The sequence below is a fragment of the Pseudomonas sivasensis genome (assembly GCF_052938085.1).
In genome coordinates, this window is record NZ_CP176442.1 from 5,060,195 (window position 1) to 5,082,776 (window position 22,582).

Genomic DNA, 22,582 nt, shown 5'->3' on the forward strand with positions numbered 1-22,582 from the left:
CCACCCACCGTCCTTCCACCCCGCTCAATGGTGATTGCCCTATGAACCTATGTGCCACTCGCACTGCGCTGCTATTGCTGTTCACTCCCGTCGTGTTTGCCTCCAGCAATACCGACCTCAGCGTGAGCGGCACGATTACGCCCAGCGCCTGCGCGCCGCTGATTTCCGATGGCGGCATGGTCGACTTCGGAAAAATGTCGGCAAAGTCGCTCAATGCCGACCAGCACACCTCCCTGCCCAACCAAAGCATGCATGTGAGTGTGCGCTGTGAAGGCCCCACTTTTTTCACCCTCAACACCATCGATAACCGCGCCGGCACGTCGGCCAACCATGATCGGTGGCATGGCTTGGGGATGACGCCCAATGACGAAAAAATCGGTGGGGCAAGCTTTCACCTTTACACCCCCGTTGCGGATGGCGTCGCGGTACGCATGATTAATTCAGAGGATGGCGGCGTCACCTGGAGACCCGCCAATGAGTTGAATCACCTGTGGCTGACCACGATTGCGAAAAGCGGTGAAGAGACGCCCATCGCCGCCCAGGAGTTTGACGCCGAGATCCGTCTGTATACCCACGTTGCCCCTTCGGAACGCTTGACCCTGTTGGACGAAGTCCCCATCGACGGTCACGCCACCATCCAACTCAAGTACCTGTAATTACCCATTATCGAAAGGAATCAGTTCGCCATGAAAACCCTGCTCAGTACCGTCGCAGCCAGCGTGATGCTGGTGACCGGCGCGACCGCCTTCGCAGCCTCCACCGTCGACCTGGCGGTCAAGGGCCTGATCGTTCCCAGTGCCTGCACGCCCAGCCTATCCGGCGGCGGCATCATCGATCACGGCAAAATCTCCGCCAAGGACCTGCGCCCGAACAACCCCACGCTCATCGGCACGCACACCCTGATTATTGAAGTGAATTGTGATGGTCCGACCACGTTTGCCCTGAACTCAATCGATAACCGGGCAGAATCGGCAATGATGAACACCATGTTCGGCCTGGGCCTGATCAACGGCACGCAAAAACTGGGATGGTTCAAGCTGACTTTGGAGAACGCCATCGCCGACGGCGCCCCAGTGAAAACCATCGCCTCCGAGGATGGCGGCAAGACGTGGTACGAAGAAGGGTTCTGGGACCCTGGCCTCTACATGTCGGTAGCAGCCACAAGTGACACCTCGACGCCAGTACCCGCCACGGAATTGGTGGCTGACCTGCAGGTGAACACCTCGATCGCCCGCACCGACGGCCTGGACCTGACCAACGAGGTCACCCTGGATGGTTCGGCCACCCTGGAAGTGAAGTACCTGTAACGCCAGGGCGACCATGCTCAGGCATGGTCGCCTTTACGTACGGCCACCGTCCTCCAGCCAGTGATCCCCATGAACCTGCAGCCCAACCTTTTTGCCGTTCTGCTCACACTGACCTTCGCCGCACCGACAAGCGCAGCATCGATAGTCGACGTCACGGTGACCGGCAGGCTCACCCCGGACGCCTGCCACGTCGAGCTGTCGGAAGAAGGCATTGTCGACCACGGCAAGATTCCCACGCATACCCTCAACAGCGATGAATTCACCGTGCTGCCAAGCCAGCTACTGGAACTCTCCGTGCAATGCGCGCGGCCCATGCTGTTTGCGCTGGCGGGCATCGACAATCGCGCGGAATCAGCACTGACGCCGGATGCTTTCGGCCTGGGTCGAAATATCCATGCCCCCGATGAGCGCATGGGCAGTGTGGCGCTTTCCTATCGCAACCCGGTGGGCGATGGGCAGCCCATGCAGGTGCTGGTGTCCACCGATGGCGGTGAAACCTGGGCCGCGCGGCCCGACGCCGAGCCAAAGGCCTATGCCGGTTTCGCGCTACCGGGTGACCGTCAGCCGGACTTCATCCGCCAACTGGACGCCCAATTGCACGTAGAAACGTCCATCAACTTTTCAAACTACCTGACCCTGGATCAAGAGGTGCCCTTGGACGGGTCGATCGTCCTGGATCTGCGCTACTTCTGATTCTTCTTTTGCCCAATGGAACCCCGTCATGACGACGTTACTTTTGAACATCGCGGCCCTGACACTTCTGTTCAGCCTGAATGCCAGGGCCGACGGAATGGTCCCCGACACCTCCGTGGTGATCGTGCATGAAAGCGAGGGCGAGGCCAGTGTTTCGGTGACTAACACCGACAGCCAACTGACCCTGCTGCACGTCACCCTCGAAAACATTCCGGAAGACACAGAGCCGTTGTTGGTGGTCACTCCCCCGCTGGCGCGCGTGGACCCCGGTAAATCGCAACTGGTGCGTTTCATTTTGCAGGCGCAGCAGCCGCTGATGACGCAGCGGCTCAAACGGGTGATTTTCGAAGGCATGCCCACCGGCCGAGCCGCCACCAAAGCAGGGCATGCCCGCGTCGGCGTGACCGTGCGTCAGAACCTGCCGGTGATCATTCATCCCGAAGGGCTGGCGCCCAATCGCACGCCCTGGACCGGTTTGACCTGGGCCCTTGAGAACAACCAATTGCAGGTCAGTAATGACACGCCGTATGTGGTGCGGCTGGCCCAGGAACTGAGCCTGCTTCCGGGTAACGGCAAGGCGATGCTGCCGCGCACCTACGTGTTGCCGGGCGAGCGATTGCGTGTACCGGTAACCGGCACCGGCGCCCAAACTGTCCGGCTGCAACCGGCCACCCTCTATGGCTTCGCGGTGGCCGCCTACGAAGCCCCTATCACCGTGCTCTAACGAAAAAAACAGACGCTCGCGCCTGTAAATACGAAGTGACGGCGCAATGACCGTCACCGCGACGCACAGACGTCCAACACTTAATGCCTTTGGTGAAAACAGTCGTGAATTATCGTGACGGCAAAGCCGTGCCCGCCGCACCCACCCACCTTGCCCTGCCGGCGTGGCTGTTAACCTGCGCCCTGCTCCCTGAAGTGACCTGGGCCGATGCCGATTCCGGTTTCGATTCCAAGACCCTGAGCCAGCGCGGCATTGATCCGCAACTGGCCAGCCTGCTGCTGGAAGCTCCGCGCTTTACCGCTGGCAAACACGCGGTGACGCTGCGGGTCAACGGCCAAAACCGTGGTCGTCTGCAAGCCCGTTTCGATCAACAGGGTGCCCTGTGTTTCGACCGCACGTTACTGGATGCCGCCAACCTGGTGATCCCGGACGACAGCGGCAAATGCCACGACTTTCTCGCCCAATTTCCCCAGAGCCTGATCGAACCCGACCCGGCCACCCTGACGGTGTCGCTGGTGGTGCCGACCGAGGCCCTGCGACCGCTGAAACAGGATGTCTCGGGGTATCAAGCCGGCGGCGTCGCGGCCTTGCTCAACTATGACCTGAGCGGTTTCTACAATCAGTTGGGCGATGACACCAACCGCTTCGGCTCGGCCAATACCGAAGTTGGCTTCAACGCCGGCGACTGGATCGTGCGCAGCCGCCAGGTGCAGACCTGGCAGGACGGCCTGTCGCGCAGTACCCACCTGGAAGCCTACGCCCAGCGCACCTTCGCCCAGCATCAGGCGGTGCTGCAAGCCGGGCAGATCAGCCTCTACAACCCGGTGCTGTCCGGGGCGCAGATCAATGGCGTGCAGGTGTTCACCGAGCAGGCACTGCTGGACCAGGAGCAAGGTGCGACCATCGAGGGCATCGCCAACAGCCCGGCGCAGGTCGAAGTGCGGCAGAACGGCGCGTTAATCCACTCAACGGTAGTCCCCGCCGGTCCGTTCGCCTTGCGCGATGTGCGGCGCTTGAACACCCGCTCGGACGTCGAAGTGACTGTTCGGGAAAGCACCGGCGAGGAGCGCCGTTTTACCGTGCCGGCAGCGATGCTTGGCCTGGGCCTGCCGGCAGCCGGTTATTCGGTGGGCGCAGGTCGCGTACGCAATATAGGTGACGCCAAAGGCGATGCCCCCTGGGTTGTCAGCGCCGGCTGGAACGGCGCCGTGCACCCGCAAGTCTCGGTGGGCGGAGGCCTGCTCGCAGCCAGCGAATATCGCGGCGTGGGCGCAAGCCTGGCCTGGCTGCCAGGGCTCGACAGCCAAGTGCAACTGGCCAGCCAGTTCTCCGATGCGCAGTCCCACGACAAGGCCCAAGGCATGCAGACCGACCTCGCATGGTCCCAGCGCCTGGGTGAGCAATGGTCATTCAGCGCGGCCAATTCCTGGCGCACGCCGGGCTATCGCGATCTGGAAGAAACCACTTACGACACCCAACCCGACCACCATCGCCGCTCACGTTACCGCGACCAGCAAAGCGTCACACTCGGCTGGTCGCACCCATCGCTAGGGGCGTTCAGCGCCGGGGTGTCGCGTTCCAGCAATTTTGACGACGAGACCAGCAGCCGTGCCCTGGCCTCGTGGGGCACCAGTGTCGGCGGCGTATCGCTGTCCGCCAGCGCCGAATGGCAGATGGGCGGTCGCCAACAGCAGGACAACGCGGTGTACCTGAACCTCAGCCTGCCCCTCGGCGAGCGTCGCCGGGGCCGCGCGTGGGTGCGCAATTCGGGAGGCGAGCATCGCTCGGGAGTCGGGCTCAACGAGCAGATCGACGATCAACTCAGCTACCGCGTCAGCGCCGAATACGACACCCGCGACCGCCAGGTCGAGACCACCGTCGGCGTGTCCACCCTGCCCCGCTACAGCCAGTTGGACCTGAGCTACAGCCGCAGCGACAGTGAACGTTCGAGCTACCAGGGCGGCGCGCGCGGCGCCGTGGTGGCCCACGGCAGCGGTCTGACCTTCTCGCCGTATCCCGTGCGCGACACGTTCGCACTGGTGTCTGTGGGCGACATGAGCGGCATCAAACTCAGCACCCCCAGCGGCCCGGTCTGGACCGACTGGCAGGGGCAAGCGGTGGTGTCCCAGGTCAACGCCTATGGCCGCAGTCCGGTCGAAGTGCAGACCCGTTCGCTACCGCGCAATGCCGACATCAACAACGGCCTGGCGATGATTTCGGCCGGGCGCGGTGCGGTGGATCGCGTCGAGTTCGGCGTGGCGCTCACCCGTCGTTTGCTGCTTACCGCACGCACTGATCAGGGCCAACCGCTGCCGCGCGGCGCGGTGGTAAGCACGGCCGAGGGCGAGTTCATCACCCTGGTCCAGGATGGAAGCCAGGTGTTCCTGCCCAACGTGCTGGAGCACACCACGCTGTGGGTCAGCAACGCCGACATCGGGCGCTGTGAACTGCGCTTCGACCTGCCGACCAAGCCCGACCCCACGGTGTATTTCGAAACCGCCGACGCCCGCTGCCATACCCCTGGAGAATGACCGATGCCCATCCTGAGAGTTGCCTGCCTGCTGCTGATAGTGTCCAACTGCGCCCTGGCCGCGGATGAATGCCAGTTAAACCTCAGCGAGGCGCGCCTGGATTTCGGCTCGATGAACCGCGCCGCGCAGCACGACAACGCCCCCCAGCGTCTACTCGGCGAGCGCCGTCTGAGCCTGACACTCAACTGCGCGCAACCCGGCGACATGAGCCTGTTCTATCGCGCTGTCGCCGCAAGTGCCGAGCGCCTGCAATTCACCGAGCACGGCAGCTACGCCATACAGGTCAGCGACGGAATGCTGGATGGCCAGGCGGTCAACCTAGGGTTGCTGCCCGCCAACGGTCAGCCGCCCGTGGCCACCGGCGCCGCACTCGGCTGGCGGCCGGGACACGGGATCGCCCCGATGCTCAACGGCACACCGCTGACCGGCAAGCATTTCACGCTGCAACTGAGCGTGAGCGCCTGGGCCGATGCTGCCGCCACACGCGTGCGGGACGCGACCACTTGGGAAGTGACCGGCCGCGTCTCCCACCCGCAAAGCGAGCGAGAGCTGACCCTGCAAGCGCACTTCGCCCCTGTGGCGTGCGTGCCGCTATTGTCCAATGGCGGGCTGGTGAATTACGGCAGGCTGCTGGCCAAGGACTTGAGCGCCACCAGTGAAACGCCGCTGCCCACGCGGACCTTGCAGTTTTCCGTGAGCTGCGACGCCGCCACGCCCTTCGCCCTGAAGATGCATGACAACCGCAACGGTTCCGCCACCGGCGGCACCGATGAAACCGCCTACGGCCTGGACGTGGACTACAGCCACAACAAGATCGGGCGCTACTACGTGAACATCGACCCGGCCGAGTTCAGCGCTGATGCCCTCGGCCCGCTGTATCGCACCGACTCCACCAGTGGCGGGGCGGCGTGGAGCAGCTCCAGCCCGCGCCAAATCCCCATCGCCGCCAACAGCCTAATGGGATTTACCGACCGCACCGCCAGCACGTTGGGGCCGGTGCCGATCCAGAACCTCTCCGGCACGCTGCGCATCAAGGCCTACCTGGCGCCGATGGAGTCGCTGGACTTGCGCAACATGGTGCACATCAACGGCGCCGGCACCCTCGAAATCATTTACCTGTAACCCAAGGGATCAGCCTCATGAAAACGCACAACATCGCCCTTCTTTCCCTGCTGCTGGCCGCAGGCACCGCCGTTCAGGCGGCCTCGCAGGTGGATCTGGCGATCACAGGCCGTCTCACGCCCACCGCCTGTACGCCGCTGCTGTCCAACGGTGCAGTCATCGACTACGGCAAGATCTCCCGTCAGGACCTCAACGTGGACAAGGGCACGCGTCTGCCCATCAAGCCGTTGCAAGTCAGGATTGCCTGCAACGGCGCGAACCGCTTCGCCTTGCGCATGCGGGACAATCGTGACGGTTCGGCGATGGTCAACAGCGAGATTTACTACGGCCTGGGCTTGGACCATAGCGGTAACCGCATCGGTCTGTACTCGATGGCCTTCGACCCGCGCCAGACCATCGTCGACGGCAGCACGCTGGTGTATGGCACCGAGTCCACCACCGGTGGCCTGGCCTGGCGCACTGCCAACCTCAACCCGATCAACATCGGCGCCAAGAGTTACCTTGGGTTCACGGACATCGCCGGCAGCACGGCCGGCCCTTCGGCGATTCAAGAATTGACCAGCACGGTGCAGGTCGAGACCGTGATCAACGCCACGCAAAACCTCGACCTGAGCCGCGACATCGCGCTCGACGGCCTCGCCACGCTGGAGGTGGTGTACCTCTAGATTTTCTCGCTGGTCACCTGCACATACCGCGCCCGCCCGGCGCCAAGGCCCGCGGCGATCGCACCAACACCAAGCACCGCGAAGATCCAGCCAATGGCCGACCAGCCGCCGGTCCAGTCATGCACCAGGCCCACGGCCAATGGGCCGAGCGAGGCCAGGGTGTAACCGAAGCCCTGGGCCATGCTCGACAGGTTGGCCGCCACGTGGGCATCAGGGGAACGCAGCACGATCAGGGTCAACGCCAGGCTGAACGTGCCGCCCTGCCCCAGCCCAAGCAAAATCGCCCAGCCCCACAAGCCATCGAGCGGTGCATAGAGGCAACCGAAAAGCCCGCCGAGGGTCAGCAGCATCACCACCACAATCGCCAGGCGCTGGTCCTTGCGCCGGGTGGCCAGCCACGGCGCGGCCAGCGAACTGACCAATTGCACAATGATCGAGCCGGACAGCGCCAACCCGGCCTCGGTGGCGCTCAGGCCACGACCGATCAGGATCGACGGCAGCCAGCCAAACACGATGTACGCCAGGGACGATTGCAGGCCCATGTACAAGGTCACCTGCCAGGCCAGTGGGTCACGCAGCAAGCCCTTGACCCGGTACGCCACCTGATGCGCGCCCTGTTTATGCCCGACCTGGGGCAACCAGAACACGGCCGCCATCAGCGCCGGCAAGATCCAGAAGCCCAGGCCTATCGGCCAACTGTCGCCGAAGTAATGACTCAACGGCACCGTTGCGCCTGCCGCCAGCGCCGCGCCCAGGCACAGCGCCATGGTGTACACGCCGGTCATGGCGCCGGCCTGTCGGGCGAAATCACGCTTGACGATGCCTGGCAACAACACGCCGATAATCCCAATGCTTGCGCCGGCAATCAGGCTGCCGGCGAACAGGCCCACTTCACCGAACGAACTGCGTAGCAGGATGCCCGCCGCCAGGGTCAACAGAATTCCCAGCACCACGCGCTCGGCGCCAAAACGCCGCGCCAGGATCGGCGCCAGGGGCGCGAAGAGCCCCAGGCACAACACTGGCAAGGTGGTCAGCAGACCGGCCCTGGCGGCCGACAAGCCCAGGCTGCTGGACACTTCACCGAGCACCGGCGCCATGCTCGACAGCGCTGGACGCAGGTTCAACGCCACCAGGACCAGGCCTAGCAGCAACAACCAAGGGCGGTTCAGCGGCGCGGGCGCCTGCTGCACGATGTCGTCGTCTGCTTCGGCGTCGATCAACAGTTCTTCAAGTTCAGTCGTGCGTTTGGCTTCAAGGTTCATGGATCAACTGGGCGCCGAGGATGGCGTAGAAGGAGTGGTACAACTCGCTCAAGGCGGGGTTGCGCGCTTCGTCCAATCATTGGATGAATTTGCCCACAGGCTATTCGGAGTTTCCTACGAGGGCAAGGCAACGGTTTTTTTGAACAGGCAAAAATAAACCCGGCGCCAGGCCGGGTTTATGGTTAAGCGTCACCTGTCGATCAATGCAGAATCTGGCTCAAGAACAACTTGGTCCGATCGTTCTGCGGGTTGTCGAAGAAGTCATTCGGCGCCGCTTGCTCAACGATTTCGCCTTTGTCCATGAAGATCACGCGATTGGCCACGGTGCGGGCGAAGCCCATTTCGTGGGTTACGCACAACATGGTCATGCCGTCTTCAGCCAGGCCGATCATGGTGTCGAGTACTTCCTTCACCATTTCAGGGTCGAGGGCCGAGGTCGGTTCGTCGAACAGCATGATTTTCGGCTTCATGCACAGCGCACGGGCAATCGCCACACGCTGTTGCTGGCCGCCGGACAGTTGCCCCGGAAACTTGTGGGCCTGCTCCGGAATGCGCACGCGCTCCAAGTAGTGCATGGCGATTTCTTCGGCCTTGCGCTTAGGCATCTTGCGCACCCACATCGGCGCCAGCGTGCAGTTCTGCAGGATGGTCAGGTGCGGGAACAGGTTGAAGTGCTGGAACACCATGCCGACTTCACGGCGGATCGCTTCGATCTGCTTGAGGTCGTTGGTCAGTTCCACGCCATCGACCACGATGCGGCCTTGCTGGTGCTCTTCCAGACGGTTGAGGCAGCGGATGGTGGTGGACTTGCCCGAACCCGACGGGCCGCACAGCACGATACGCTCGCCCTGCTTTACGTTGAGGTTGATGTCTTTCAACACGTGGAACTGGCCGTACCACTTGTTGACGCCCTGCATCTGGATAATGCCTTCAGGGCTCACAGGCTGTTTGATTGCTTCGCTCATAACAACAACTCCTAACGCTTGTGGCCTGTGTCGAGCTTGTGTTCCAAATGAATGGAATAGCGCGACATACCAAAACAGAAAATCCAGAACACCAGGGCAGCGAACACGTAGCCTTCAGTGGCCATGCCCAACCATTTCGGGTCGGCGGCGGCTTGCTTGACGCTGTTGAGCAGGTCGAACAGGCCGATGATGATCACAAGGCTGGTGTCCTTGAACAACGCGATAAACGTGTTGACGATACCGGGGATCACCAGCTTCAAGGCTTGCGGCAGAATCACCAGGCCCATGCTGCGCCAGTAACCCAAGCCCATCGCTGCAGCCGCTTCGTACTGACCTTTAGGGATCGCCTGCAAACCACCACGCACCACTTCGGCCACATAGGCCGACTGGAACAGGATCACGCCGATCAACGCCCGCAGCAGCTTGTCGATGCCCATGCCTTCAGGCAGGAACAGCGGCAGCATCACCGAGGACATGAACAGCACGGTGATCAACGGCACGCCGCGCCAGAACTCGATGAACGTCACGCAGATCACACGAATTGCCGGCATGTTCGAACGCCGTCCCAGCGCCAGCACGATGCCCAGAGGCAAGGCGCCGGCGATACCGACGGTGGCGATCACCAGGGTCAGCATCAGGCCGCCCCATTGGCTGGTCGCCACGTTGGTCAGGCCGAAGATTCCGCCGTGCAACAGGAAGAACGCAATGATCGGGTACAGCACCAGGAAGCTCAGGCCGTAGATCGCCTTGCGTTGGAAACGCGAGATGAACAACGGTGCCACGCCAACGATGGCCAGCCACACCGTCAGGTCTACACGCCAGCGCAGGTCGCCGGGGTAGTAGCCGTACATGAACTGCCCAAAGCGCTGTTGGATGAACACCCAGCAGGCGCCTTCTTTCGTGCAATCGGCGCGGGTCGTCCCAACCCAGTTGGCATCGAGGATGGCCCAGTGCAGGATCGGCGGCACCACCAGGTAGATCAGGTAGAACGCCAACAGCGTCAGCAGGGTGTTGAGCCAACTGGAAAACAAGTTGGCGCGCATCCATGCCACCGGGCCGAAGACTTTGCTCGGCGGCGGCATATCAGGTTTGAAAGTATGCGTACTCATGGGCGTTTCCTCACCGCTCGATCAGCGCAATGCGCTTGTTGTACCAGTTCATCAGCAGGGAAATGCTGATGCTGATCGCCAGGTACACGCTCATGGTGATGGCAATGACTTCGATGGCCTGGCCGGTCTGGTTGAGCACCGTGCCGGCAAACAGCGAAACCATTTCCGGGTAACCGATACCGGCGGCCAACGACGAGTTTTTCGCCAGGTTCAGGTATTGGCTGGTCAGCGGCGGAATGATCACCCGCAGGGCTTGCGGGATGATGACCTTGCGCAGCGTCGGCCCAGGGCGCAGGCCCAGGGAGCGCGCAGCTTCGGTCTGGCCGTGGCTGACGGACTTGATGCCCGAACGCACGATCTCGGCGATAAACGCTGCCGTGTACACGGTAAGCGCCAGGGTCAGCGCCAGCAGCTCAGGGATCAGCACCCAGCCGCCGACAAAGTTGAAACCTTGCAGCGTGGGCATTTCCCAGTGCAGCGGTGCACCGAAGATCAGGGCGCACAACGCCGGGATCACGAAGAACAGCGCCAGGCCCGCCCAGAATTTGTGGAACGGAACGCCGGTGGCTTCAAAGCGTTTGTTGGCCCAACGCGCCATCGCCACGATTGCCACGATCGCCACCACCACACTGGCCACAAACGGCCAGAACCCATCAGCGGCCAGCGCTGCCGGCATATTCAGGCCACGGCTGCTGACAAAGAAGGTGTCGCCGAAGTTATGGCTGTTACGCGGCCCCGGCATGGTCAGGAACACCGCGAAGTACCAGAACAGGATTTGCAGCAGCGGCGGAATGTTGCGGAACACTTCCACATACACGGTCGCCAGCTTGTTGATCATCCAGTTCGGCGACAGACGCGCCACGCCAATGATGAAACCGAGCAAGGTCGCCAGGACCACGCCGATCACGGTCACCAGCAGAGTATTGAGCAAGCCGATTACAAAGACGCGGGCATAGCTGTCCGATTCGGTGTAGTCGATCAAATGCTGCGCGATGCCGAACCCGGCACTGCGCTCAAGAAAGTCGAAACCCGAGGTAATGCCTCGGTGCTGAAGGTTAGTCTGGGTATTGTCGAAGAGGTACCAGCCCAGCGAGATCACCGCCACAATCGTGATGATCTGGAAGAGCCACGCACGCACTTTGGGATCGCTGAAGCTGAGCTTCTGCTTTGGTGCGCCGATTTGATTTTGCATGAAGTGCCCCGGAAAGAATGGAACAGAACATCACCCGGCGGTTGGCCCACCGGGTGACAGAACCATCAGCGATCAGCGCACAGGGGGTGCGTATTGAATGCCGCCGTTGTTCCACAGTGCGTTCAGGCCACGGTCGATTTCCAGCGGGGTGCTCTTGCCGAGGTTGCGCTCGAACACTTCGCCGTAGTTACCGACTTGCTTGACGATCTGTACGACCCAGTCTTTCTTCACTTTCAGGTCTTTGCCGTATTCGCCGTCAGCACCGAGCAGACGTGCAACGTCCGGGTTCTTGGTGGATTTGGCTTCAGCTTCAACGTTTTTGGAAGTGATGCCGGCTTCTTCAGCGTTGAGCATGGCGTAGCCAACCCAGCGCACGATGGCCAGCCACTCGTCGTCGCCGTTACGCACGACTGGGCCCAGCGGTTCTTTGGAGATGGTTTCCGGCAGAACCACGTAGTCCTTCGGCGCGGCCAGCTTGCTGCGCTGGGCGAACAGTTGGGACTTGTCGGAGGTCAGTACGTCGCAACGACCGGATTCCAGCGACTTGGCGCTTTCGTCGGAGGTGTCGAAGGTGATCGGGGTGTATTTGAGGTTGTTGCCACGGAAGTAGTCGGAAACGTTCAGCTCGGTGGTGGTACCGGCCTGGATGCAGATGGTTGCACCGTCCAGTTCCTTGGCGCTTTTTACGCCCAGCTTGTTGTTAACCAGGAAGCCGATGCCGTCGTAGTAGGTGATGAAGCCTGGGAATTTCAGGCCCATGCCGGCGTCGCGAGAGCTGGTCATGGTGGTGTTACGGGACAGAATGTCGACTTCGCCAGACTGAAGCGCGGTGAAACGCTCCTTGGCGTTCAACTGGCTGAACTTGACCTTGGTCGCGTCGCCGAACACAGCAGCAGCGACAGCGCGGCAAACGTCAGCGTCGATCCCGAGGATCTTGCCGCTGGCATCCGGTACCGAGAAACCCGGCAAGCCGTCACTCACGCCGCATTGCACGAAGCCTTTCTTCTGCACGGCGTCCAGAGTGGCGCCAGCTTGGGCGAAACCACTGACACCCAGTACAGCGGCCGCGGAAACGATGGCCAGGGTGGATTTCAATACCTTCATTCAAACCTCCAAATACGCTCTTGTTGTGTCGGAGCTCGAACCTCAGCGCACCCTTATGAGGCGATATTGACCCGTGTTGGTTTTTTTTAGGGTCAAGCGGCATGAGGCTGTCGCAGTAATTCCAGCGGCTATCCCATAAACGGCAGTCACTGATAGTGTTACCGTCCCGGGATAGTTCTGACATCGACCTACACATAGCAAGCGCCGTACCAGAGTGGTGGCTGAGTCGTTTCAGCCCATGGTCAATAGGAAAAGATTCAACCTTGCGACATTCTCTTAACAGATCAACCTATGACGCACCGTTCCGTCGCACTTAATCGGAGCGCACGCACATTTATGGAGCAGACATGACCGAACCCTTGATTCTTCAGCCCGCCAAGCCCGCAGACGCCTGCGTAATCTGGTTGCATGGCCTGGGTGCCGATCGCTACGACTTTTTGCCGGTGGCCGAAGCGCTGCAGGAAAGCTTGCTGACGACGCGCTTTGTATTACCCCAAGCGCCGACCCGCGCGGTGACTATTAATGGCGGCTACGAAATGCCGAGTTGGTACGACATCAAGGCCATGAGCCCGGCCCGTTCGATCAGCCTGGAAGAACTGGATGAGTCGTCCAGAATGGTCACCGATTTGATCAAAACTGAAAAAAGCAGCGGAATAGACGCCTCGCGAATTTTCCTCGCCGGTTTTTCCCAAGGTGGCGCGGTGGTTTTCCACACAGCGTTTACCAAATGGCAGGGTGCCTTGGGTGGCGTCATCGCCCTCTCTACCTACGCGCCCACCTTCAGCGATGAGCTGGAATTGTCCGCCAGCCAGCAGCGTATTCCCGCTCTGTGCCTGCACGGCCATCACGACGAGGTGGTGCAGAACGCGATGGGCCGTACGGCTTACGAACACCTGAAGAGCCGTGGTGTCACCGTGACATGGCAGGAATACCCAATGGGCCACGAAGTGTTACCTCAGGAGATACACGATATCGGCGCCTGGTTGAGCGCTCGCCTGGGCTGATACTCCGCATTTATGTAGCCGTATGACAGACACACTACGCCGCGCCCGATTCTTGCATTACACTGCCCGGCGTACATTCCTTAACCAATTAATGAGATCACCGTGCTCAAAGCACTTAAGAAGATGTTCGGCAAAAGCGAGGCTGAGCCGCTCGCGCCTGTCCCCAGTGCTCCTGTCCCCGCCTCCGGCAGCCGCAATGACGGCCAACAGCCCGACCGGACCGCACCTATCGCGCAGCCGAAGACGCCGCCGGTGACATCGCCCGAACAGGCAACCCCTCAGGCTGAAGCCGCGCCCGCCCCCAAGCCTCGCCGGGAACGCGCCCCTAAACCGCCGGTGATCCCATGGAAACTCGAAGACTTTGTCGTCGAGCCCCAGGAAGGTAAAACCCGTTTCCACGACTTCAAACTGGCCCCGGAACTGATGCATGCCATCCAGGACCTGGGCTTCCCGTACTGCACGCCGATCCAGGCGCAGGTATTGGGCTTTACCCTTGCCGGCAAAGACGCCATCGGCCGTGCCCAGACCGGCACTGGCAAGACCGCCGCGTTCCTGATCTCGATCATCACCCAGCTGCTGCAAACGCCGCCGCCGAAAGAGCGCTACATGGGTGAACCGCGCGCGCTGATCATCGCCCCGACCCGGGAGCTGGTGGTGCAGATCGCCAAGGACGCCGCCGACCTGACCAAATACACCGGCCTTAACGTGATGACCTTCGTCGGTGGCATGGACTTCGACAAGCAGCTCAAACACCTCGAAGCCCGCCACTGCGACATTCTGGTAGCGACCCCTGGCCGCCTGCTGGACTTCAACCAGCGCGGCGACGTGCACCTGGACATGGTCGAAGTGATGGTGCTGGACGAAGCGGACCGCATGCTCGACATGGGTTTCATCCCGCAAGTGCGCCAGATCATTCGTCAGACCCCACCGAAAAACGAGCGTCAGACCCTGCTGTTCTCCGCGACCTTCACCGAAGACGTGATGAACCTCGCCAAGCAGTGGACTACCGACCCGTCCATCGTCGAGATTGAAGCGCTGAACGTCGCCAGCGAAAACGTCGAACAGCACATCTACGCGGTGGCCGGTGCCGACAAGTACAAACTGCTCTACAACCTGATCAACGACAACGGTTGGGAGCGCGTGATGGTGTTCGCCAACCGCAAAGACGAAGTACGCCGCATCGAAGAGCGCCTGGTACGTGATGGCGTCAACGCCGCGCAACTGTCCGGCGATGTGCCGCAACACAAGCGCATCAAGACACTGGAAGGCTTCCGCGAAGGCAAGATCCGCGTGCTGGTGGCCACTGACGTGGCGGGCCGTGGGATTCACATCGATGGCATCAGCCACGTGATCAACTTCACCCTGCCGGAAGTGCCGGACGACTATGTGCACCGGATTGGCCGTACTGGCCGTGCGGGCGCAGCGGGTGTGTCGATCAGCTTTGCCGGGGAAGATGACTCGTATCAGTTGCCGTCGATCGAGACGTTGCTGGGGCGCAAGATCAGTTGCGAGACACCGCCGACGCACTTGCTGCGAGCTGTAGAACGCAAACGCCCGTAAGCTGAAACCCGGTCAAAAATGTGGGAGGGGGCCTGCCCCCCGATAGCAGTGGATCAGTCGATACATAAATTGACTGACACGCCGCTATCGGGGGGCAAGCCCCCTCCCACATTTGGTTCTGTGTTCGGCTGGCTACTTCCAGCGATCCGCTGCAGCGTGGTCGCTGTCCCGCCCTTCCACCCAACGCGAACCTTCTGGGGTGTTCTCTTTCTTCCAGAACGGCGCTCGCGTCTTCAAGTAATCCATCACAAACGCACAGGCATCAAACGCAGCCTGGCGATGGGCACTGGCTGCCGCGACAAACACAATCGGCTCACCCGGCTCCAACGCGCCGACGCGGTGCAGTACGTCCAGCTTGAGCAACGGCCAACGCTGCTCTGCTTCCACGGCGATCTTGGCCAGGGCCTTTTCGGTCATGCCGGGGTAATGCTCCAAGAACATCCCCGATACGTCGTGACCATCATTGAAGTCGCGTACATAACCGACAAAACTCACCACCGCGCCCACGCCCACGTTGGCCGCGTGCATTGCGTTAACTTCAGCACCGGGATCAAACGCCTCAACCTGCACACGGATGGCCATGTTCAGCCTCCGGTCACGGGCGGGAAGAAGGCAACTTCGTCTCCGGCGTGTACCGGTTCGTCGAGACTGCACAACTCCTCATTGCGGGCGCACATCAGACTTGGCTCGTTGAGGACTGCAAACTCCGGGTCACTGGCCAGCGCCAGGCGCACGGCATCCACGGTGGCAAACTCACCTTCCATCTCCAGCGAATCGAAGCCCACCGATTCGGCGTAGCGCGCAAAAAACAGGACGTTAATACTCATACTTGATCCGCCTTGAAATGCCCGCTCTTGCCGCCCAGCTTTTCCAGCAGGCGAATACTTTCGATGGTCATGCCGCGATCCACGGCCTTGCACATGTCGTAGAGGGTCAGCGCAGCGACGCTGGCTGCCGTCAATGCTTCCATCTCCACGCCGGTTTGCCCGGACAGCTTGCAGCGCGCCACGATATGCACCGCGTCCTCGCCATCGGCACTCAGTTCGACCTTGACGCCGGTGAGCATCAGCGGATGGCACAGGGGGATCAGATCACTGGTTTTTTTTGCTGCCTGGATCCCGGCGATGCGGGCCACGGCAAACACGTCGCCCTTGGGATGGGCGCCGTCGACAATCATTTGCAGGGTGCTTGGCAACATGCGCACCCGCGCTTCAGCCACCGCCTCACGGAACGTCACGGACTTGTCGGTGACGTCGACCATATGGGCGCGACCTTGGGAATCGAGATGAGTCAGCACAGCGATACTCCTGATCAGGAGCCGCGATTGTAAACCCAACACACAACAAAATGTGGGAGGGAGCAAGCCCCCTCCCACACTGACCGCATTTACAAATGAGACTCTGCGTATTCAGCCAGGATCGAACGTGGAACACCCTGCAGCGCAATGTGCACGCCGTTCGGGAAGTCTTTGAAGCGTTCAGTCAGGTAGGTCAGCCCGGAGCTGGTCGCGGACAGGTAAGGGGTGTCGATCTGTGCCAGGTTGCCCAGGCACACCACTTTGGAACCGGCGCCGGCACGGGTGATGATGGTTTTCATCTGGTGCGGCGTGAGGTTCTGGCATTCATCGATCAAAATCAGGCTCTGCTGGAAGCTGCGACCTCGGATGTAGTTGAGGGATTTGAACTGCAACGGCACTTTGCTGAGGATGTAGTCGACGCTGCCATGGGTGTTTTCGTCATCCATGTGCAAGGCTTCGAGGTTGTCGGTGATCGCCCCCAGCCACGGCTCCATTTTTTCCGCTTCGGTGCCGGGCAGGAAGCCAATTTCCTGGTCCAGCCCCTGCACGGAGCGGGTGGCGATGATGCGGCGATAGCGCTTGGTCACCATGGTCTGCTCGATGGCGGCAGCCAGGGCGAGGATGGTTTTACCGGAACCCGCAGCGCCGGTCAGGTTGACGAGGTGGATGTCCGGATCGAGCAGCGCATACAGCGCCAGGCTCTGGTAGATGTCGCGCGGTTTCAGGCCCCAGGCTTCCTGGTGCAACAGGGGTTCCTGATGCAGGTCGAGGATCAGCAGCTTGTCGACCTGGATCTCTTTGATCCAGCCCACGAAGCCCTGTTCGTCGATGATGAATTCATTGATGTGCACGGCCGGCAGGTTGTCGATCAGTTGTACCTGGTGCCAGGTGCGGCCATGGTCCTGACGGGTTTCGACCTTGCTGACGAGGTCCCAGAAGGAACCGGTCACCGTGTGATAACCACGGGACAGCATTGAAACGTCATCGACCAGTTGGTCGGTGCTGTAGTCCTCGGCCGCGATCCCACACGCTCGTGCCTTGAGGCGCATATTGATGTCTTTGGTCACCAACACCAGGCGCAAGTCCTTGTCACGCGCGTGCAGGTCGATCAATTGGTTAATGATTTTGTTGTCGTTGAGGTTTTCCGGCAGCAGGCTGTTGGGCTCGCTGCGCTTGCTCATCAGAATCGACAGCAAGCCCTTGGGCCCGCTCTTGCCACGCTGGATCGGCACGCCGACTTCAACGTCCTCGGGTGACGCTTCGCCCAGGGTCTTGTCGATCAGACGGATGGCCTGGCGGCATTCGGCGGCGACGCTGTGGTGCCCACTTTTGAGTTTGTCGAGTTCCTCAAGCACGATCATCGGGATGGCGACGTGGTGCTCTTCGAAATTGAGCAGTGCGTTTGGATCGTGGATCAATACGTTGGTATCAAGCACATAAAGGATTGGCTGGTCGGAAGAAGGGGTGCGTCCATGATCATCCATACTCGGTCACCTTTGTGGGAGCCAGTCGACGCAATACCACGACAGTGCTGCGCCTTGATTCGACCACCGACTGCACCTGAGTGACGTCAAGCGCAGTGCCCACATGAGGAGTCTTGGAAGACGCCACCTGTGTTGCAGGTTTCGGCGATCTGACTTCGTAATACCGCAAAACCCATGACAGGAAAAAGCACTTTGACGCTTTTTTGAAGTTTATTTTTCAGGATGACGAATAGCACTAGCCGAGTGCCATGCACCCCGTTAAAGTCGGAAGTCCGCCTGCATCGAAATGTCGCACAAAATCACCCCGAAAACGCCTCATACCCAACAGGGCCGGGCACTTCATCTTTTTAACGAAATGCTTCCCGGCAGTCCTGCCAACCCAAGCCACTCTGCGCCGTTGCCTGTAGCAACAGCGGCAATGCCACCCGCGCCTTGTCTTGAGTGTCGTGAAACACAATCACCCCTTTGCGCCATAGCAACATCAGTGTGAGCACGCGCTGCATCGACTCATCGGCCTTGAGCTTGCCTGGATCATCCTGGGAATCGATGTCCCACAACGCCACCTGCAAACCCTGGGATTGAAAGAAGCCCTGACTGTCCGCGCGGCGCTGGCCGTACGGTGGGCGGAACAGCGGCACGTAGTTTTCCGGCATCAGGTTCTGTACCAACGACGCACTGCGGGTGACGGAGCTCTGCCAGTCCACCCAATGGCTGTGGGAGCGGTACTGCCAACCCTGGGTGCCGACGCATTGGCCTTGGTACAACGCCTCCACTTGCGCGGCGGAACTGCGCTCCACACGGGTTTGCAAGCTGCTGCCGAGGGCAAAGAACGTTGCGTTCATCTTCTGCTTGCGCAGGTAGTCGGCGAGCCAGTCGGTATTGCCGCTGACCGGTGCAGGGCCGCCGTCGAACGTCAGCAGGAACAGGCGGTCGTTGAATTCGTCGCCATTGCGCTCATGGTCGCCAAACCGAGCAACTTCGCTGCTGATCTGCGGGAAAAGCGCGGCCTTTCTCAGCAGTTCGTCCAGGTAACGTTCATGGAAGGTATGGCTGGGGGCGGCCCAACCTATATAGAAGGAGTCTTGGCTGACTTCGAACTTGCCGGCCTGTTCGCGCAGGTCGTCCATGTTTTCCACCAGGTAGCAGAACGAGGCATCCACCTCGCAGCTCTGCTGGGCGACGGTGTAGTTTTCCAGCAGGCGTTGCCAGAGCTGGCGGCGCAGGTCGTCGATGGCGGCCTGGTTGATGATCCTCAGGCCCAGGCGCTGCTTGAGCGCCGCGTCATCCAGGGACTCGCTGGCCAGCAGGCTGCGGGCGAACATCAGGATTTCCGCGCGCGAGGCTACGTCGAACAGCGCAGGGCTGCTGAGTTTTTCAGGCCAGGTGCCACGGTCCAGGCTGGCTACATCCACCGGTGCCGCCTGGGCATTCAGGCACAGCAGGCAAGCCGACAACAAAAGCGCTATTCGCACGCAGGGTCTCCCTCTCCAGAGTCACCGGCCATCATAGCGGATCGCGCCTATCGCCATCATAGGTGGAGTCAAAACGCCCGAGCCCCTAGAATCCCCCCACGATTACAGGAGACGACTTCATGCTGACGGTGATTTCCCCCGCCAAAACCCTCGATTTCGAATCAAAACCGGCGACCCCACGCTTCACCCAGCCGCAGTTCCTGGACCATTCCCAGGAATTGATCGAGCAACTGCGTGAGTTCAGCCCAGCGCAAATCAGCGAACTCATGCACGTCTCCGACAAAATCGGCGGCCTCAACGCCGCACGTTTCGGCAGCTGGACCCCGGCTTTCACCCCCGAAAACGCCAAACAAGCCTTGCTGGCATTCAAGGGCGACGTGTACACCGGCCTCAACGCCGACACCTTCACCGATGCCGACTTCAGCTACGCCCAGGACCACCTGCGCATGCTCTCGGGCCTTTACGGCCTGCTGCGCCCTCTGGACCTGATGATGCCGTATCGCCTGGAGATGGGCACCAAACTGGCCAACGCACGTGGCAAGGACCTGTACGCCTTCTGGGGCACGCGCATCAGCGAATGGCTGAACGAAGCCCTGGCCGAGCAAGGCGATGACGTGCTGCTCAACCTGGCGTCCAACGAGTACTTCTCGGCGGTCAAGCGCACAGCCCTGAACGCGCGGATCATCAACACCGAGTTCAAAGACCTGAAGAATGGCCAATACAAGATCATCAGCTTCTACGCCAAAAAGGCCCGGGGCATGATGAGCCGCTTTGTGATTGAAGAACGCATCAACGATCCCGCCAAGCTCAAGCAGTTCGATGTGCAGGGTTATCGCTTCAATGCGGAGCAGTCCAAACCGGACAACCTGGTGTTTTTGCGCGATCACGCACCGGAATAAAGCTCTCAACAGCACCGATGTTCAAATGTGGGAGGGGGCTTGCTCCCGATAGCAGAGTGTCAGTCACTGATTGGGTGACTGATACACCGCTATCGGGAGCAAGCCCCCTCCCACATTTTTATCTGCGTTGAATCCGACAAACGCCAACGTTTTGACGTCAAAAAATATCCTGTCGCATTCCTAACGTTTCTTTCACTCGACATTTCTAAATTTTTTTCGTAGTGGCACCACTTTTTTAAAACACTAGTGGCACAAAACTATCTCTCCAAGCCAACTCCCTATAACTACTGGCCCAAATAGCAAGTGCTATCAATATAGTACTAGTGCCATCCCTCCTAATATTTCAAGAAATTTCAGCGCTCTAGATAGGCGGTCTGGAACTTCGTCCCAAAGCACGGCTCATACCACCGGTAACGAAATTCTCTGTTTCTGTAGGAGATGACTTACATGGCGACCAACGGAAGTAGCGAAGTTGTCATATTAAACTTTGACTCATTGGTCATATTGCCAACCGATTAATTAAGAGCGGCGACAAGGATGATTTGCTTCTCCCTATAAGGCCAGGGCTAAGCCTCCCCTAATGGTCAGTGACACAACCCAAGGCATTGATATTTAAAGGCTTGCCGCCTCTATCAAAGCCCTGCGGCACTGGCGCCAGGCCCTTCTCCCAGGAAGGCCGGCTGCATTTGAGGGCAGGTCCCAACAATAAGGCCAAGTTGCGCACAACTTGAGTGCAATCGTTAGTCACTCATTATTCAACATGCCTGTACGCGGTAAGTCGGCGTCTATTCGCCTAACTTTCGTGGCATTTGTGACGCTTGCAAACATGAACTCCGGCCATTAATTGGCATGATTAACACAGAGGTAAATGCGATGCGCATCAGCATATTTGGTCTAGGTTACGTTGGCGCAGTGTGTGCCGGTTGCTTGTCTGCCCGTGGCCACGAAGTGGTAGGCGTAGACATCTCCAAGGATAAGATCGACCTGATCAACGCTGGCAAATCGCCAATCGTTGAACCGGGTCTGGGCGAGCTGTTGAGCCAGGGTATCGAAACCGGTCGACTGCGCGGCACCACCAACTTCGCCGACGCCATCCGTGATACCGACCTGTCGATGATTTGCGTCGGTACGCCGAGCAAGAAAAACGGCGATCTGGAACTCGACTACATCGAAGCCGTGTGCCGCGAGATCGGTTTTGTCCTGCGTGACAAAGCCACCCGCCACACCGTCGTCGTACGTAGCACCGTACTGCCAGGCACCGTGGCCAACGTGGTAATCCCGATCCTCGAAGACTGCTCCGGCAAGAAAGCCGGCGTCGACTTCGGTGTCGCGGTCAACCCGGAATTCCTGCGTGAATCCACCGCCATCGCCGACTACGACTTGCCACCGATGACCGTCATCGGCGAGTTCGACAAAGCTTCCGGCGATGTCCTGCAATCCCTGTACGAAGAACTCGACGCACCGATCATCCGCAAGGACATCGCCGTTGCCGAGATGATCAAGTACACCTGCAACGTGTGGCACGCCACCAAGGTGACCTTCGCCAACGAGATCGGCAACATCGCCAAGGCCGTCGGCGTCGATGGTCGTGAAGTGATGGAAGTGGTCTGCCAGGACAAGACCCTCAACCTGTCCCAGTACTACATGCGCCCAGGCTTTGCGTTCGGCGGCTCGTGCCTGCCAAAAGACGTGCGCGCCCTGACCTACCGCGCCAGCACCCTGGACGTGGAAGCGCCGCTGCTCAACTCGCTGATGCGCAGCAACGAGTCCCAGGTGCAGAACGCCTTCGACATCGTTGCCGGCCACGACAAACGCAAAGTCGCCCTGCTGGGCCTGAGCTTCAAGGCCGGTACCGACGACCTGCGTGAAAGCCCGCTGGTAGAGCTGGCAGAAATGCTGATCGGCAAAGGTTTCGACCTGAGCATCTACGACAGCAACGTCGAGTACGCCCGTGTCCACGGTGCGAACAAAGATTACATCGAAGGCAAGATCCCGCACGTGTCGTCCCTGCTCAACTCGGACTTCGACGACGTGATCAATAACTCCGACGTGATCATCCTCGGTAACCGTGACGAGAAATTCCGCGCCCTGGCGCAGAACGCACCGCACGGCAAGCAAGTGATCGACCTGGTGGGCTTCATGTCCAAAGCCACCTGCGCGACCGGTCGCACCGAAGGCATCTGCTGGTAACA

At 60.3% G+C, this 22,582-nt stretch carries 21 protein-coding genes; 11 read left to right on the forward strand and 10 right to left on the reverse strand.

Annotation, left to right across the window (positions count from 1 at the left end; genetic code table 11):
* Positions 1 to 41 precede the first annotated feature (41 nt).
* The 7 genes from ACKZ62_RS23345 to ACKZ62_RS23375 all read left to right on the forward strand — a co-directional run bounded on the left by ACKZ62_RS23345 (position 42) and on the right by ACKZ62_RS23375 (position 7,042).
* Positions 42 to 656, forward strand: coding sequence for a DUF1120 domain-containing protein (locus tag ACKZ62_RS23345; RefSeq protein WP_095183894.1), 615 nt, complete (start codon positions 42 to 44; stop codon positions 654 to 656).
* A gap of 30 nt (positions 657 to 686) precedes the next feature.
* Positions 687 to 1,307: a DUF1120 domain-containing protein gene (locus ACKZ62_RS23350; RefSeq protein WP_447095887.1), complete on the forward strand. Its 621-nt coding sequence runs from the start codon at positions 687 to 689 to the stop codon at positions 1,305 to 1,307.
* A 69-nt stretch (positions 1,308 to 1,376) separates the two neighbouring features.
* Positions 1,377 to 2,000 (forward strand): DUF1120 domain-containing protein, encoded by a 624-nt coding sequence (locus ACKZ62_RS23355; protein ID WP_122680331.1) that lies wholly within the window; start codon positions 1,377 to 1,379, stop codon positions 1,998 to 2,000.
* A gap of 28 nt (positions 2,001 to 2,028) precedes the next feature.
* Positions 2,029 to 2,724 carry a fimbria/pilus chaperone family protein gene (locus tag ACKZ62_RS23360; RefSeq protein WP_447095888.1) on the forward strand — a complete coding sequence of 232 codons (696 nt, stop codon included), beginning with the start codon at positions 2,029 to 2,031 and terminating at the stop codon, positions 2,722 to 2,724.
* 104 nt (positions 2,725 to 2,828) lie between these two features.
* Positions 2,829 to 5,255 (forward strand): fimbria/pilus outer membrane usher protein, encoded by a 2,427-nt coding sequence (locus ACKZ62_RS23365; protein ID WP_447095889.1) that lies wholly within the window; start codon positions 2,829 to 2,831, stop codon positions 5,253 to 5,255.
* Between the two features lie 3 nt (positions 5,256 to 5,258).
* Positions 5,259 to 6,377, forward strand: a complete 1,119-nt coding sequence (locus ACKZ62_RS23370; protein WP_447095890.1) for a DUF1120 domain-containing protein — start codon at positions 5,259 to 5,261, stop codon at positions 6,375 to 6,377.
* Between the two features lie 17 nt (positions 6,378 to 6,394).
* Positions 6,395 to 7,042, forward strand: a complete 648-nt coding sequence (locus ACKZ62_RS23375) for a DUF1120 domain-containing protein (RefSeq protein ID WP_181639181.1) — start codon at positions 6,395 to 6,397, stop codon at positions 7,040 to 7,042.
* Here ACKZ62_RS23375 and ACKZ62_RS23380 read toward each other — a convergent pair.
* The 5 genes from ACKZ62_RS23380 to ACKZ62_RS23400 form a co-directional block, all read right to left on the reverse strand.
* Positions 7,039 to 8,304, reverse strand: coding sequence for a CynX/NimT family MFS transporter (locus ACKZ62_RS23380; RefSeq protein WP_447095891.1), 1,266 nt, complete (start codon positions 8,302 to 8,304; stop codon positions 7,039 to 7,041). The two genes, ACKZ62_RS23375 and ACKZ62_RS23380, sit on opposite strands and share 4 nt — an antisense overlap.
* 200 nt (positions 8,305 to 8,504) lie before the next feature.
* Positions 8,505 to 9,269, reverse strand: a complete 765-nt coding sequence (locus ACKZ62_RS23385; RefSeq protein ID WP_003171943.1) for an amino acid ABC transporter ATP-binding protein — start codon at positions 9,267 to 9,269, stop codon at positions 8,505 to 8,507.
* An 11-nt stretch (positions 9,270 to 9,280) separates the two neighbouring features.
* The gene (locus tag ACKZ62_RS23390; protein WP_032886381.1) at positions 9,281 to 10,378 is read right to left on the reverse strand and encodes an amino acid ABC transporter permease; all 1,098 of its coding nucleotides are present in this window, start codon (positions 10,376 to 10,378) and stop codon (positions 9,281 to 9,283) included.
* A gap of 10 nt (positions 10,379 to 10,388) precedes the next feature.
* A complete protein-coding gene (locus ACKZ62_RS23395; RefSeq protein WP_032886379.1) occupies positions 10,389 to 11,570 on the reverse strand; it encodes an amino acid ABC transporter permease in 1,182 nt (393 codons plus the stop codon).
* A 72-nt stretch (positions 11,571 to 11,642) separates the two neighbouring features.
* Positions 11,643 to 12,674, reverse strand: a complete 1,032-nt coding sequence (locus ACKZ62_RS23400) for an amino acid ABC transporter substrate-binding protein (RefSeq protein WP_010212954.1) — start codon at positions 12,672 to 12,674, stop codon at positions 11,643 to 11,645.
* A 347-nt stretch (positions 12,675 to 13,021) separates the two neighbouring features.
* Here ACKZ62_RS23400 and ACKZ62_RS23405 point away from each other — a divergent pair, with 347 nt between their 5' ends.
* Positions 13,022 to 13,678 (forward strand): alpha/beta hydrolase, encoded by a 657-nt coding sequence (locus ACKZ62_RS23405; protein WP_181639182.1) that lies wholly within the window; start codon positions 13,022 to 13,024, stop codon positions 13,676 to 13,678.
* A gap of 96 nt (positions 13,679 to 13,774) precedes the next feature.
* Positions 13,775 to 15,238 (forward strand): ATP-dependent RNA helicase RhlB, encoded by a 1,464-nt coding sequence (rhlB, locus tag ACKZ62_RS23410; RefSeq protein WP_177326431.1) that lies wholly within the window; start codon positions 13,775 to 13,777, stop codon positions 15,236 to 15,238.
* Between the two features lie 132 nt (positions 15,239 to 15,370).
* Here rhlB and moaE read toward each other — a convergent pair whose 3' ends face one another.
* The 5 genes from moaE to ACKZ62_RS23435 form a co-directional block, all read right to left on the reverse strand.
* Positions 15,371 to 15,820: a molybdopterin synthase catalytic subunit MoaE gene (moaE, locus tag ACKZ62_RS23415; protein ID WP_122755620.1), complete on the reverse strand. Its 450-nt coding sequence runs from the start codon at positions 15,818 to 15,820 to the stop codon at positions 15,371 to 15,373.
* Between the two features lie 2 nt (positions 15,821 to 15,822).
* On the reverse strand, positions 15,823 to 16,065 hold the full coding sequence (gene moaD, locus ACKZ62_RS23420; protein WP_032886374.1) for a molybdopterin converting factor subunit 1: 243 nt from the start codon (positions 16,063 to 16,065) through the stop codon (positions 15,823 to 15,825).
* On the reverse strand, positions 16,062 to 16,535 hold the full coding sequence (gene moaC, locus ACKZ62_RS23425) for a cyclic pyranopterin monophosphate synthase MoaC (protein WP_032886373.1): 474 nt from the start codon (positions 16,533 to 16,535) through the stop codon (positions 16,062 to 16,064). The genes moaD and moaC overlap by 4 nt, the downstream gene beginning before the upstream one ends.
* Positions 16,536 to 16,624: 89 nt before the next feature.
* On the reverse strand, positions 16,625 to 18,019 hold the full coding sequence (locus ACKZ62_RS23430) for a PhoH family protein (protein WP_032886372.1): 1,395 nt from the start codon (positions 18,017 to 18,019) through the stop codon (positions 16,625 to 16,627).
* A 347-nt stretch (positions 18,020 to 18,366) separates the two neighbouring features.
* Positions 18,367 to 19,491: a polysaccharide deacetylase family protein gene (locus tag ACKZ62_RS23435; protein ID WP_032886371.1), complete on the reverse strand. Its 1,125-nt coding sequence runs from the start codon at positions 19,489 to 19,491 to the stop codon at positions 18,367 to 18,369.
* A gap of 119 nt (positions 19,492 to 19,610) precedes the next feature.
* Between ACKZ62_RS23435 and yaaA the strand changes: the two genes are divergently transcribed.
* Both yaaA and ACKZ62_RS23445 read left to right on the forward strand, forming a co-directional pair.
* A complete protein-coding gene (gene yaaA, locus ACKZ62_RS23440) occupies positions 19,611 to 20,390 on the forward strand; it encodes a peroxide stress protein YaaA (protein WP_095183885.1) in 780 nt (259 codons plus the stop codon).
* Positions 20,391 to 21,263: 873 nt separating this feature from the next.
* Positions 21,264 to 22,580 (forward strand): nucleotide sugar dehydrogenase, encoded by a 1,317-nt coding sequence (locus ACKZ62_RS23445; protein ID WP_095183884.1) that lies wholly within the window; start codon positions 21,264 to 21,266, stop codon positions 22,578 to 22,580.
* Positions 22,581 to 22,582: the final 2 nt, after the last annotated feature.